Origin of the sequence: Cerasibacillus terrae, assembly GCF_008039555.1 — a bacterium.
Lineage (GTDB): Bacteria > Bacillota > Bacilli > Bacillales > Amphibacillaceae > Cerasibacillus > Cerasibacillus terrae.
On the sequence record NZ_VDUW01000002.1, the window covers coordinates 47,859 to 61,579 of the forward strand.

17 protein-coding genes are annotated in these 13,721 nt (G+C 35.8%); 13 read left to right on the plus strand and 4 right to left on the minus strand.

The window, feature by feature from the left end:
* Positions 1-43: 43 nt before the first annotated feature.
* Both FHP05_RS15255 and csaA read left to right on the plus strand, forming a co-directional pair.
* On the plus strand, positions 44-208 hold the full coding sequence (locus FHP05_RS15255; protein ID WP_191126223.1) for a hypothetical protein: 165 nt from the start codon (positions 44-46) through the stop codon (positions 206-208).
* 59 nt (positions 209-267) lie between these two features.
* Positions 268-597, plus strand: a complete 330-nt coding sequence (gene csaA / locus FHP05_RS03720; protein WP_147665904.1) for a chaperone CsaA — start codon at positions 268-270, stop codon at positions 595-597.
* Positions 598-782: 185 nt separating this feature from the next.
* Here csaA and FHP05_RS03725 read toward each other — a convergent pair whose 3' ends face one another.
* The gene (locus tag FHP05_RS03725) at positions 783-1,334 is read right to left on the minus strand and encodes a 5' nucleotidase, NT5C type (RefSeq protein WP_147665905.1); all 552 of its coding nucleotides are present in this window, start codon (positions 1,332-1,334) and stop codon (positions 783-785) included.
* 117 nt (positions 1,335-1,451) lie between these two features.
* Here FHP05_RS03725 and FHP05_RS03730 point away from each other — a divergent pair, with 117 nt between their 5' ends.
* Positions 1,452-1,838 carry a hypothetical protein gene (locus FHP05_RS03730; protein ID WP_147665906.1) on the plus strand — a complete coding sequence of 129 codons (387 nt, stop codon included), beginning with the start codon at positions 1,452-1,454 and terminating at the stop codon, positions 1,836-1,838.
* Positions 1,839-2,021: 183 nt separating this feature from the next.
* A complete protein-coding gene (locus FHP05_RS03735; RefSeq protein WP_147665907.1) occupies positions 2,022-2,225 on the plus strand; it encodes a CDGSH iron-sulfur domain-containing protein in 204 nt (67 codons plus the stop codon).
* A gap of 196 nt (positions 2,226-2,421) precedes the next feature.
* On the opposite strand, the gene FHP05_RS03740 is transcribed toward FHP05_RS03735, so the two are convergent.
* Both FHP05_RS03740 and htpX read right to left on the minus strand, forming a co-directional pair.
* Entirely contained in the window at positions 2,422-3,483 is a 1,062-nt protein-coding gene (locus tag FHP05_RS03740) for an NAD(P)/FAD-dependent oxidoreductase (RefSeq protein WP_147665908.1), read from the minus strand.
* 192 nt (positions 3,484-3,675) lie between these two features.
* Positions 3,676-4,542, minus strand: a complete 867-nt coding sequence (htpX, locus tag FHP05_RS03745) for a protease HtpX (protein ID WP_147665909.1) — start codon at positions 4,540-4,542, stop codon at positions 3,676-3,678.
* A 242-nt stretch (positions 4,543-4,784) separates the two neighbouring features.
* Here htpX and FHP05_RS03750 point away from each other — a divergent pair, with 242 nt between their 5' ends.
* The 8 genes from FHP05_RS03750 to FHP05_RS03785 all read left to right on the plus strand — a co-directional run bounded on the left by FHP05_RS03750 (position 4,785) and on the right by FHP05_RS03785 (position 11,197).
* Positions 4,785-5,264, plus strand: coding sequence for a PaaI family thioesterase (locus FHP05_RS03750; protein ID WP_147665910.1), 480 nt, complete (start codon positions 4,785-4,787; stop codon positions 5,262-5,264).
* A 438-nt stretch (positions 5,265-5,702) separates the two neighbouring features.
* Positions 5,703-6,344 (plus strand): LytTR family DNA-binding domain-containing protein, encoded by a 642-nt coding sequence (locus FHP05_RS03755; RefSeq protein ID WP_147665911.1) that lies wholly within the window; start codon positions 5,703-5,705, stop codon positions 6,342-6,344.
* Positions 6,345-6,529: 185 nt separating this feature from the next.
* Positions 6,530-8,035 carry an acetyl-CoA hydrolase/transferase family protein gene (locus tag FHP05_RS03760; protein WP_147665912.1) on the plus strand — a complete coding sequence of 502 codons (1,506 nt, stop codon included), beginning with the start codon at positions 6,530-6,532 and terminating at the stop codon, positions 8,033-8,035.
* Between the two features lie 544 nt (positions 8,036-8,579).
* On the plus strand, positions 8,580-8,801 hold the full coding sequence (locus tag FHP05_RS03765; RefSeq protein ID WP_147665913.1) for a hypothetical protein: 222 nt from the start codon (positions 8,580-8,582) through the stop codon (positions 8,799-8,801).
* A 105-nt stretch (positions 8,802-8,906) separates the two neighbouring features.
* Positions 8,907-9,590: a phosphoribosylaminoimidazolesuccinocarboxamide synthase gene (locus tag FHP05_RS03770; RefSeq protein WP_147665914.1), complete on the plus strand. Its 684-nt coding sequence runs from the start codon at positions 8,907-8,909 to the stop codon at positions 9,588-9,590.
* A gap of 203 nt (positions 9,591-9,793) precedes the next feature.
* On the plus strand, positions 9,794-10,378 hold the full coding sequence (locus tag FHP05_RS03775) for a TetR family transcriptional regulator (RefSeq protein WP_147665915.1): 585 nt from the start codon (positions 9,794-9,796) through the stop codon (positions 10,376-10,378).
* 115 nt (positions 10,379-10,493) lie between these two features.
* On the plus strand, positions 10,494-10,883 hold the full coding sequence (locus tag FHP05_RS03780) for a DMT family transporter (protein WP_147665916.1): 390 nt from the start codon (positions 10,494-10,496) through the stop codon (positions 10,881-10,883).
* Positions 10,883-11,197, plus strand: coding sequence for a DMT family transporter (locus tag FHP05_RS03785; RefSeq protein WP_147665917.1), 315 nt, complete (start codon positions 10,883-10,885; stop codon positions 11,195-11,197). The genes FHP05_RS03780 and FHP05_RS03785 overlap by 1 nt, the downstream gene beginning before the upstream one ends.
* 71 nt (positions 11,198-11,268) lie before the next feature.
* On the opposite strand, the gene FHP05_RS03790 is transcribed toward FHP05_RS03785, so the two are convergent.
* Positions 11,269-12,288, minus strand: coding sequence for an LLM class flavin-dependent oxidoreductase (locus FHP05_RS03790; protein WP_407923415.1), 1,020 nt, complete (start codon positions 12,286-12,288; stop codon positions 11,269-11,271).
* A gap of 216 nt (positions 12,289-12,504) precedes the next feature.
* Here FHP05_RS03790 and rlmN point away from each other — a divergent pair, with 216 nt between their 5' ends.
* Positions 12,505-13,581 carry a 23S rRNA (adenine(2503)-C(2))-methyltransferase RlmN gene (rlmN, locus tag FHP05_RS03795; protein WP_147665918.1) on the plus strand — a complete coding sequence of 359 codons (1,077 nt, stop codon included), beginning with the start codon at positions 12,505-12,507 and terminating at the stop codon, positions 13,579-13,581.
* The last annotated feature ends 140 nt before the right edge of the window (positions 13,582-13,721 follow it).

Here is a 13,721-nt window from a genome sequence, read left to right on the forward strand (position 1 = left end):
TTAAAAAATGATGACAGGGTGATTGAGAAAGGAGGAATCAAGGATGAACTGGCTTTATGTTATATACGCCATTATTTTAGCGGCATTATCTGTAATCACAGGAGAGATTGTAACATTCATTATGCTTGGATTTATTCTTCTTACCTTAACGAATATTAATAACAATCTAAAGAAAATGAATGAAAAGATGGAACAGGGGAAAAAATAAATAGACACAGTGTCGGATGATTTATTTGTTTATATGATGAGCGAAGGGAGAGCATAACTATGGCAACTATTGATGACTTTACAAAATTAGATATTCGTATTGGCACAGTTGTTGAAGCGAAATCTTTTCCAGAGGCCAGAAAACCGGCAATTAAAATAAAAATTGATTTCGGTGAACTCGGAATGAAACAAACTTCTGCACAAATTACCAAACGTTATCAGCCAGAAGAATTAATTGGCAAGCAGGTGATTGCAGTTGTAAACTTCCCACCTATGCGAATTGCTGGATATAAATCAGAGGTACTTGTTTTGGGCGCTGTGCCTACTGTGGGTGATGTAGTTTTATTGAATGTCGATGAAAGCGTCCCAAATGGAACACGTATTTCATAAATCACCGTTTGCAATGAATGAAAAAAACGCTTGAAGATCATTCAAGCGTTTTAAATTCTCGCCCATCTTTTATAGAAATGGAGAGTCTATTTTTCTAAAATATAGTTTCAAAGTAGGATTTGGGAAATTTACCCAGTTACAATCATTAGAGAGAATGATTTTTTAATTGTAAAGAAACAGAAGGCTTATGATTTAGTAGTAAGTTTTTCCATGAAATAATCACGTACCGCTAACCAATCTGTAACCTTCACTCCGTAGTTTTCATATTCATTATGTGGGGCAGAAAACATAATCCCTTGACCCTGAAAGCTTTCTAGTTGGTTTAAACTGTCATCGATTAAATAGTCTGCATGGACAGCTCCTTTATCCCCACAAAAAACAAAATGATGCGGATGTAAAAATGGAAAATGCTCCTGCAACCATTCGTATTTCGCTATCATAGAATTTGGCGCAAACATGGCTGCTGTTGCAATATATATGTCATAATGTTCCTGCAACTCTTTGATAACTTCTTGACTATGCTCAATAACAGGTAAATCTCTGAAAAACTCATACGTATTCATAAATTCATAGATTTCATTGGCAAGTTCAGGATAATCATCCTCCAGTACCTTACCTGTCAAATCCTGCTTTGTAATTTGTTTATTATATCTTTTATTAAAGATATCCAATTCACTCTGTAATAAATCTGCTAACACTTGATCCATATCAATGGCAATGGACTTTCTCAATAACATGCATCCTCTCTACCATATTTAAAATATTAAAGCACAGTTTCATTATAAACATCTTTCGTTTAGGAATCCACCTATTGTTTTAATGAACGCATTCTCCTATTTTCCTAGAATGATAAATTGAGAGTGTTGAGTATTGATGCCCGGAAAAGTGGTAAAGTAGGAAAATCGGTCATCCAACTGAATATTGATGCCCGGAAAAGCGGTAAAGCAAAGAAATCGGTCATCCAACTGGATATTGAAGCCCGAAAAAGTGGAAAAGCAGAAAAATCGGTCATCCAACTGGATATTGATTCCCGGAAAAGTGGAAAAGCAAAGAAATCGGTCATCCAACTGAGTATTGATGCCCGAAAAAGTGGAAAAGCAAAGAAATCGGTCATCCAACTGGATATTGAAGCCCGAAAAAGTGGAAAAGCAGAAAAATCGGTCATCCAACTGGATATTGATGCCCAAAAAAGTGGAAAAACAGGAAAATCGGTCATCCAACTACATATGCAAATAACTTGAGCCACCTCAATTCCTGGTGCAATGGTTTTTAACCACTAAAAATATTGTCAGGAGAAATTGATGTGACTCCATTTTAGTTTATCCAAAATTTTATAGAAGATAGTAGGTATCAGGCAGATTTGTTTAAATTTACCAAAAATATACTATAATACATATATGTATATGTAGAAAGAGGGGTAAAAAATGAGTGAAAAAGTAACAATTAAAGTAAATGATAATGGTCCATTATTGGTAAAGGGTGATGTGGAGCTCGTTGATAAAGAAGGGAATGTTTTTGAAACGAAAAAGGCATTTTCTCTTTGTCGTTGTGGTCTTTCACAAAATAAACCATTTTGTGACGGAACACATAAAAAAGAGGGCTTTGAAAGTGCACCACGAGCAAAATAAATACTAATTTTAAATGCAGGGTTTTGTAATAAGTATGAATAAAAAGCAAGGAGATCTTCTAAAAAGAATTCCTTGCTCTTTTTTTTGGTTGAGTCTGCACCAATTTAAGTAAACTACTCGAGATAAAAAATGGTGTTCATCATTATAGAGAATTGAAAATCTCCTTTGATTACACCATTTCATGTCCCTTATACAATTAATGACGCTTACTTAGCCATAACACACCGGATTTGATCCAGCGTGGAAAAAGTCCTGTAAAAGATTGTGAGAAAACACTGCCAAAACCATCACTTTTTCCGAGTGAACCAAGTGTTCCCCGTAATTTAATTTCTTTTGGTGGTTTTGGTTCTTCTCCACGAAGTATGCTCGAAAGAATTTCTGCAATATGTTCTCCTTGGACCCCTGCAAGTTGGGCACTAGGAGAAAATTCGGATGAGGCATTGTCACCGACCACATAAATATTTGATTGTGTTGGAATTTGATAAAACTCATTAACCACAAGTTTATTTTGGCTGTCTTTTTCGAAATCTAACTCTCTTACTAAATGATGAGGTTGCACACCAGCAGTCCAGATTGTAACATCATTCACATAGCAAACTCCATTATTACATACTCCATCTTTTTCTACGTATTCCACATTGGAGTGATGCAGCACCTCTACCCCATTTTTTAAAAACCAATCATGTACATGTGCTTGGATTTTTGGGTCGAAAGCTTTTAAAACCGAAGCCCCACGATCAAGTAAACGAATATTTAAATCTGCTCTACTCTCTCTTATTTCAGATGCAACTTCAATCCCACTAAGTCCTGCTCCAACAACCGTAACTTTCCCATAAGCTGGTAAGTTACCAACAGCACACCCAGTTTTTCTTGCTTTGGAAAAGGATTGAACACTATTGGTATATTCCTCTGCACCAGGAACACCATGATAAATATCTTCACATCCTAAACCTATGATAAGATATTCATAATCTAAAACGCGACTAGAATTTTCAAAGAAAACTTGTTCATTTTCTGTATCAATTTTATTTACTGTTCCAAAGACATATTCGATACGGTCATTTTCTGGAAAGTTCATACGTACATCCCGGTCCGCAGCAGTTCCCCCAACGATGGTATAAAATTCAGTTTTTAAAGAATGATACGGATTTTTATCCACTAACACAATTTGGATATCATCTGGAAGGTTTGCTTGAGCTAATCCCAAAGCAATTTTAAAACCGCCATAGCCACCACCTAAAATGACGACATTTTTCATGCAATAACCCCCTACCCCTAGTATAAATAAAGTTTGTTAATAATTTCACATCATCCCTTATACATCTTCTAGATTATCAAAAAAGGTAACATAAAACTAGGGTAAAGATAATAAATATGTCGAAAATAGGGATAATCTTTGAAAAACAAAGAGGAATCCCTGAAATATAGGAATCCCTCTATAAATTTCCTCTTATGCTAAACGTTTAATACGTTCATCGATGTCAGGGTGTGTTGAAAAGAGCGATGTTTTTCGTTTTCCATTAATCTTTAATGTGGCAACAGCTGTTTGTTCGTCATTTTGAATACGGTTTGTGTACTGTTTTAACATCTCTAATGCATGTCGCATCTTATCTTTACCTGCTAAATCAGCACCACCCTTGTCTGCGTGAAACTCACGGTGTCTAGAGTAGGCGAAGACAACAATACTACCTAATAAAGAAAATACAATTTGGAAAATGATGATAGCAATAAAATGAACGATAGGAGCAACTTCTTCCCGAGCTAACTGAGAAACAGCAAATGCAACAATACGGGCTAAGAAAACAACGAATGTGTTCACAACGCCTTGCAATAATGTCATTGTGACCATATCACCATTAGCGATATGTGCTACCTCATGTGCAATAACACCTTCTACAGCATCTTCATCCATTTCAACTAATAAACCACGAGAAACCGCTACAAGCGAGCGTTTTTTGGATGGCCCAGTTGCAAATGCATTCACCTCATCGGATTCATAAATTCCAACCTCAGGCATGTACATCATTCCAGCAGCACGTGCTAAGCGATGTACTTTTTCAACTACGGCTTCCTCTTCTTCAGATAGAACCCCATTTAGATCAAGCACACGAACACCCATCATTCGTTTTGCCATCCAACGTGATAGGAACAGTGAAATAAATGAACCTGTAAATCCAATTACTGCACTAACTATGAGTAATGGTCCATAAGCAATTTGTCCATCAACGATATAGCCACCGACAAATTGTAGAACAATACTAATTGTAGTTAAGACCAATATATTAGTTAAAATAAAATACGTAATTCTCTTGGCCATTTTCTTCCTCCCCAAATTAAATGTTGTTACTATTATATGTTTCTGTGTAGTATAATACAACATCTATTTTTTACATATATTTCAACATTAGAAGCGTGGGATATAGGATTATACGGAAAGTTCTGAACGTGGATAATATATATCCCAGTAAATTTTAAATTATTTTAATTTTTTAGAATAATTTATTACGGAAAGCGTTTTCATGATATACTTAATATAGTTAAAAAAAGGGGAGAAGATGAATGGAAAATACATTGGTACATGCAATTCAAGATGATTATGCAGATGATTATGCTTGGTGTTATGGATGTGGTCGCTTAAATGAACAAGGACTCCAACTACGGACAGGTTGGGATGGAAAGAACACGGTTACGTATTATACACCACAGGAAGAACATACAGCAATCCCTGGATTTGTTTATGGGGGTCTTTTAGCTTCTTTAGTGGATTGCCATGGGACAGGTTCAGCTGCTTTATATTTACATCGGAAAAATGGACATGAGCCTGGAGATGGTGTAGACGCGCCAAGAATGGTGACAGCATCATTAAACGTAAATTATCTCGCACCAACACCGAAAAATATTCCATTACAAGTGGTAGGAACAGTGGAAGAAATTCATCCGAAAAAGTTTAAAGTGCATACAAAGGTATATGCAGGTGAAAAATGCTGTGTGGAGGGAGAAGTCACTGCTGTTGTTATGCCTGATACATTTAAAAAATAAAATATGATAGCGGCTGCTTACATAGTAATCGTTATTTACTTAGAGTTGGTTGAGTTTAGAGCAAAAAAATGGAAGAATGAATCCCTTTCGAGTTAGGAAGGGGTTTTTAATTTTTATCGCGTATTAACTGGCTGTAAGATCTCCAGTTCAAGAATTCGAGATACTTAAGAATTATAAGTGGAGGACTAACAGCCAGTAAAGGCCCGATTCGTTCAACTAACAATCAGTGAGATGAAGAAAACTCCCACTGATTGAAGTTTCACTTTATGGTGTACCTCTGGTTGTGTCTTTTTATCTTCCATAAATTAATAAATACGCCTCATTTTCCGGTAGTGAGTGGTGGAGATATAGGGTACAATATATTATGATAAAAGTAGAATATAAATCGTACATAGCTTTTTCATTTAAATACATCTTCATACCGGAAGGAGAAAGGAAATGGAGTTTCAATTTGATTCGTTATTAGATGTAATAGGAGAACTGTTTTCAGATGAAATATCAATTGGTATTACAAATGAAACTGAATACATTTATTTTCGACCGAGTAAACGGATTGATTTAAAAATCCGCCCGGGTGACCCTATACTTGAAGGAACTATTGCTTACCAAGCATTGGAAAAAAAGCAAAAGGTATCTGAATTTGTTGAACGAGAGCTTTTTGGCGTCCCATACCATGGAATGGCTGTTCCATATTATGAAGATAAAAAAATTAAAGGAACAGTGCTTGCTGTCTATCCCGTCATAACAAAAGGAAAATCAGTTATAACGATTAAAACTGCGGATGGGTGGAAGCCAATACCGTTTGAAGATGTTATTTATATGGAAGTAAAAAATCGTAAAACACATGTATATGCAAAAAATGTGTCCGGAACACATAAAAATACATTACAGGAATTTGAATATTCTCTTCCAAAGGAATTATTTGTCCGTTGTCACCGGTCATTTATTGTAAATGTTCATCAAATTAAAGACATTTTTCCGGATTCTCACTCCACATTTGTGCTTGAAATGACAAATGGGATACGAATTTCCGTAAGCCAAAATTACTCAAGCTACTTCCGGAAATTATTAAGTTTTTAATTGAAAAAAATCCTTTCCTCCACATCTGCTTGTTAACTAGACTAAAATATTCTGCTTCAATCATAGAATTCGTTTGTTTAGTCAAAAATCTAATCGTTATGACAAAAAACGACAAAGTACATCTTTAATAAGTTAAAATAGTATATACAATTTAAATAATTACAGTAAAAGAGGGATGATAAAAAATGGGGGAAAGGAAAAATCGGATTAGAACGGAAGCCTTGCATGACCGTATCGTCTCTGCAGAAGAAGCAGCAAGTTGGATTAAAGATGGTATGACATTGGGTTTAAGTGGCTTCACACGGGCAGGTGAAGTTAAGGCGGTTCCATATGCTTTAGTAGACCGTGCGCAAAATGAAAACTTCAAAGTCAATGTATACACTGGGGCATCTTTAGGGTCAGATATAGATAAGCTGTTTACAGAAGCAGGAATTGTTAATAAGCGATTACCATTCCAAGTAGATCGTACCATGCGTAAAGCAATTAATGAAGGGGAAGTTTTGTTCGTTGACCAGCATTTATCACACACCTCAGAGTTAATTCGCTCAAATGTAATGCCAGTTGATTATGCTATTTTGGAAGCGGTTTCCATTACGGAGGACGGACAGATTATTCCAACATCTTCTGTTGGTAACTCACTAATATTCGCAGAAAATGCTAAAAATATAATTCTTGAAGTAAACACAGCATGGCCAGAAAGCTTTGAAGGCTTGCACGATTTATACAGTCCTGGAAAACAGGGAGAACGTGATCCAATTCCATTAAGAAAACCACATGATCGTATTGGAGATATTGGTATAAAGGTGGATTTAGATAAAATTAAGGGAATTGTATTCACAGATCAAATTGATTCACCATCTGATATCGTAGCACCAGATGAAGAAACACAAATCATGGCAAACCATTTATTAGATTTCTTGCGTAAAGAGGTAGAAGCAGGACGTCTAACGGAAAAGTTAGCGCCAATCCAATCTGGAATTGGTTCTGTTGCAAACGCTGTTTTACATGGGATGCTAGAATCGGAATTTGAAGATTTAGAAGTGTATTCTGAAGTATTACAAGATGCCGTATTTGATTTGATTGATGCCGGTAAGGTAAGTTCAGCTTCCTGCTGCTCTATCACCATATCAGAAGAAAAAATGAAAAAAGTATACGGTAACTTTGAAAAATATAAAGATAAATTAATCATGCGTCCACAGGAAATTTCCAATCATCCGGAAGTTATTCGTCGCTTAGGAACCATTTCCATTAACACAGCATTAGAATTTGATATTTATGGAAATGTGAACTCAACACATGTAACTGGTACAAAAATGATGAATGGAATTGGTGGTTCAGGGGATTTTGCCAGAAATGCTCGCTTGGCAATTTTCGTAACAAAATCAATTGCTAAAGACGGAGATATTTCTAGTGTCGTACCATTTGTATCACATGTGGATCACACAGAACATGATGTGGATGTAATCGTTACCGAACAAGGTTATGCTGATTTACGTGGCCTTGCACCAAGAGAACGTGCACCATTAATTATTGAAAACTGTGTACACCCAATGTATCGTGATCAAATGCGTGAATACTATGAAGAAGCCTTAGAACGTGGCGGTCAAACACCACATATACTAGAAAAAGCCTTCTCATGGCATAAGAACTTTATTGAAAATGGAACAATGCGTGAATTAGTAAAAGCATAATGATTTAGGGAATATTTTAAAAATACAATGCTCTATTGTTGGTTTATATATTATGTGCGATAAGCTGATTTTCCTTGGGGGAGGAAGATCAGTTTTTTTTGTTTTACAATCCAGAGCTCTATACTAATTTTGGTGGTACCCTTAATATGGTACGATGTGGCAGCCTTTGCTTGCTTGAAATCACGCAAATTTGAAATGACAGCACGCGGTGTGCTCCAATTACTTATGTCGGTCATTCATATTAGATAAAGGAAGCTTCATCTGTGACAAATTAAATAAAATAAAGCCGAACCTCAGGGGAAGGAAACGGCTTTATATCAAAAGGGGGTGGGCACTTTCATTACAGATAAATGAGAATCACGAAGAGACATACGAATACTCTTATAAATAATTTCATCGCCATACCTCCATATCTATGTGATATCACTCTTTATCTTTAAATTAAGTATACAAGAAAACTATTAAAACACTGTGAACAATAGGTAAATGTCTTGTAAATTTCCATATAGATTCATGCATCTATCAAAGAAAGGGGGAAAACCGAGTGGATTGGTTAAGTAGATATGACTGGATTGTTCCTACAAATCCATTAGCAGCTATGTTTATAGGAATTCTTTTTTCTATATTTATTTCTATGTTTATTTGGATAGAAACAAAAGATAAGAAGACAACGATGAAAACTCTTATTGTCACGGTAATCGTTATCCTTTTATTGGTACTTCTTTTAAAACAAATTGGGTTTTACGCATCCACACCCTTGGAATAACTTATCTGCTCAATGCCTCTCGTTTACACCACAGTTATTATATGTCATAATATAACCATTAATCGAAATGATTTTCCAAAACCTTGAAGAAAGAGGAATCCTGTCATGAAGCTTGTTTATACTGGAAAAACAAAAGATGTATACAAAATAAATGAAAATCAAGTTTTGTTGAAATTTAAAGATGATGTCACTGGAGAAGATGGGGTTTTTGACCCAGGTGCAAACACGGTGGGATTAACAATGGAAGGTGCCGGAAAAGCAGCATTACGCCTAACAACTTTCTTTTTTGAAATTCTAAAGAAAGAAAATATCCCAACACACTATATTTCCTCTGATATAGAAAATACGGAAATGACAGTTGTTCCCGCTACACCATTTGGGGAAGGGCTGGAAGTTATATGTCGCTACCGTGCAGTGGGTAGTTTCTTACGTCGTTATGGAAAATATGCTACAGAAGGTCAATCATTAGATGCCTTTGTAGAAATCACATTAAAAGATGATGAACGAAATGATCCACCAATTAGTAGGGATGCACTTGATATGCTTGGTATTTTATCGCTACAGGAATATGAAAGTTTAAAACAAATGACCCAAGATATTTCAGAAATTGTGAAATATGAGCTTGGTAAAAAAGGTATCGAATTATATGATATTAAATTTGAATTTGGTAGAGATCAAGCTGGGAATATCATCTTAATTGATGAAATTTCAGGTGGAAATATGCGTGCTTATAAAGATGGAAAGTATATTGAACCACTCAAACTTACAAAATTAATGTTAGAACAATAAGAAGGTATTTGCCACATCTACTATCACATGAATGGTGGTTGTGGCTTCTTATTTGTCTTTTATATGAAACTCCTGTATAATGAATGACTATCAGTCAGTGTTTTATCAGAGGCTGTTGTTCTAGATAGTTGTGATTTTTAAAAATGAAGAAGATCATTTATTATACAAAATGTGCCTTCAAAAGTAGGAAATGGAGGGGAACTATGGAAGGTAAAAAAGGACGAATCATTCATGCCGCAATTGATATTTTTTCGGAAAAAGGGATTGATCAAACAAAGGTATCTGATATTGTAAAAAAAGCAGGCATTGCACAAGGGACGTTTTATTTATATTTCCCTTCGAAACTTGCGGTAATGCCGTCAATTGCTGAAGTTATGGTAGAAAAAATTTTAGCGGAAGTAAAACAATCCATTGAACAACAAGCATCTTTTTCGGAGCAATTAAAGCAAGTTATTCACGTTGTATTCCGAATAACACAAGATTACAGAGAAATTTTTGCATTAATATATGCTGGTCTTGCTTCTACGGAGTATTTACAAGAATGGGAAGCAATTTATGAACCGTACTATGATTGGATGAGCCGCTTTTTAGAAAAAGCGCAAAAAGAAGGTGTGATTCGAAAAAGCATACATCCTGAACAGACAGCAATTTTATTAATAGGTTTGATTGAATCAGCAGCAGAACAGACATACCTTTATTCGCATGGTAATTCGGATACGGCAATATGTAAGAAAGAAGAGGTACTTGAATTTGCGGAACATGCTTTGGGATTAAAAGAGAAAGAATAGTTTTTTATGAAATTACATGTCTGGAGATCCGGACAATTTTTTAAAAGATTAATGACTGAGAGTCAGTCAATAATATAAACTCGATTTAAGGTGTATTTTAAAGGAGTGAATTTACTTGAAGAAAGCAGAAGGTAGTAAAGGAAAGTATTGGATTTATGTAGCATTGACAAGTTTTTTCGAATTAGTGTGGATTTTTGGATTTAATACGGCATCAGCGTGGTGGCATTGGATTTTTATAGTGTCATTTATTATCCTTGATTTGCACTTTTTAGCAAAAGCTGTGGAAGGTTTACCAGGTGGAACGGTATACGCTGTGTTTGCTGGGGTTGGTACAATTGGAACCTTTTTAATGGACGTGTATTTATTCGGAGAACATATGAGCATGGCGAAAATAATTTGTATTTTCATGATTGTTGTAGGTGTTGTCGGCTTGAAATTAGCTGATGATCAAGCAGAAAAAGAAGAAAGTCATGTACACCATGTAGAAGGAGGCGCACATCAATAATGGGTTGGATATTTGTTTTATTAGCTGCTTCTGCGGAATTAGTCGGTGTTTGGGGCTTAAATTTATTTAGCCAAAAACGAAACCTAAAGAACGGTATCCTTTACTTCGGTGGTTTAGGTTTATCGTTTGCATTGATTTATTTATCTTTTAAATACTTACCAGTGAGTATTGCCTATGCTGTATTCACGGGATTAGGAACAGCTGGAGCAGTTCTTATTAATATGTTCTTTTTTGGGGATTCAAAAAGTTGGTCACGTATTGGGAGTTTAATCCTTATCATCGCCGGAGTTGTCGGCTTAAAAGCATTATCATAAGAAAAATGGCACCTCAATATGATGAGGTGCCATTTCTGTGTATTGAGCTGAAATCCCGATATCTTCCTCAATCAGTCCATCATTTCAGCAATTATTTCATAGGAGCGAAGTCTTTCTTTGTGCTCATATATTTGTGAATGAATAATTAATTCGTCTGCATTTGTTTTCTTTATGAAGTCCTCTAAACCGCGTTTTACAGTTTCCTTACTACCAACGATGGTTGTACCGGATTGGAGTGTCTTTTCAATTGCGGCTTTTTCAGATAATGTCCAAATTTCTTCCATATCTTCAACAGGTGCTTGTAACTTTCCTGGTGTTCCCCTACGCAAGCTTAAAAATTGTTGTTGTAATGATGTTGCTAGATATTTTGCTTTTTCATCGGTATCACTTACGACGACATTGACGCCAAGCATGGCATAAGGCTTTTGCAAAGTATTAGAAGGTTTGAAATTATCCCGATAAAGCTTTAATGCTTGTAGTGTATAATCTGGTGCGAAATGGCTTGCAAAGGAAAATGGTAGGCCTTTTTCAGCAGCAAGACGAGCACTAAATCCACTGGATCCGAGTAGCCAAATAGGGATATCTAGCCCTTCTCCTGGGTATGCATGGACAATTCCTGTGCCTTCGAAATATGCTTGTAACTCTTCTACTTGTTTCGGAAATTCTTCTACACGTTGTTTTAAATCACGACGTAAAGCAAAAGCAGTCATTTGGTCTGAGCCAGGTGCTCGGCCTAATCCTAGATCAATTCGTCCTGGGTACAATGATTCTAGTGTACCGAATTGTTCTGCGATGACTAGGGATGCATGGTTTGGTAACATAACACCACCTGAACCAACCCGCATATGGTTTGTCTTTCCAGCAACATGTCCAATAAGAACAGATGTTGCCGCACTTGCTATTCCAGGCATACTGTGATGCTCTGCTAGCCAGTAACGATGATAGCCCCATTTTTCTGCATGTTGGGCTAAATCCTCTGTATGTTGAAATGATTCTTTTGCTGTACTTCCCTCTTTAATTGGTGCCAAATCAAGAATCGATAATGGAATTTCATTAAATGTTTTTGTATGTGATGAGTTTCTTATTGTCAAGAGAACTACCCCCTCAAATAAATGATTATAACGATAATTATGGAGGAGAAATTCTCTTCCGACAAGTATACTGCTTTTGATATGGTATAATGATACATTGAGAAATTTGAAATTTTAAGTTCACATGGAATTTTGGTACGATAGAAAGGTATTATATAAATGAGGTTAATTTTAATTTCGTAAACAGCTATATAGAAAAGAGAGGTTTTCTTGAACATGAAAAAATCCATTTATGGTATGACATATGAACAATTACAAGTGTGGCTTGTTGAACATGGTGAGAAAAAATTCCGAACGCAGCAAGTATGGGATTGGCTGTATAAGAAACGTGTAAAGAGTTTTTCAGATATGCGTAATGTGAATAAGGAGTGTATCGCTTTATTGGAAGAAAATTTCTTTCTTCATACGCTAGAAGAGGAAGTGAAGCAAGAATCCAAAGATGGAACGATTAAATTTTTATTCAAGCTGTCTGATGGTAACTTAATTGAAACTGTACTGATGCGGTTTCCTTATGGGTTATCGGTTTGTGTCACGACACAGGTTGGTTGTAATATTGGTTGTTCCTTCTGTGCAAGTGGTTTATTAAAGAAAAGCCGTGATTTAACTGCAGGTGAAATTGTGGAACAAATTATGAAAGTACAAGCACATTTGGATGCACAAGGGAAAGAAGAACGTGTGAGCCATATTGTGGTGATGGGAATTGGTGAGCCATTTGATAATTTCGATAATCTTATTGATTTCTTAACCGTTGTTAATGATCAGCAAGGTCTATCTATCGGTGCCCGCCATATTACTGTATCAACAAGTGGATTAGCGCATAAAATATATGAATTCGCTGATTTAGATTCTCAAGTGAATCTTGCTATTTCCTTACATGCACCGAATAATGAACTCAGAACGCGAATTATGAAAATCAATCGAGCATTCAATATAGAGAAATTAATGGATGCGATTCATTACTATTTAAAAAAGACAAATCGACGAATTACGTATGAATATATTATGCTTCGTGATGTAAATGACCATGAAACAGAAGCATTACAATTAGCTGCTCTATTAAAAGACCATCGCCATTTGGCATATGTTAATTTAATTCCATACAATCCAGTGGATGAGCATAGTGAATATCAGCGCAGTAAGACGGAGACCATTCAAGCATTTTACGAAACATTAAAGAAGCATGGCATCCAAAGTGGTGTCCGTTGGGAAAATGGGGCAGATATTGATGCTGCCTGTGGTCAGCTTCGCAGTAAACAAATAAAAAAACAGCCCCCGAGCTGTGGTAGATCTTAAAGAAGATGCTGGGACACAAGTGATAATAACTGGTTTTCGGTTTAAAACATGAAAATAAAAAACGCATGAAATCTAGATTTAAAAATTTAGATTTCATGCGTTTTATTCATTTTAAAAGAGTTTTGTTCCAGCATCTTTTA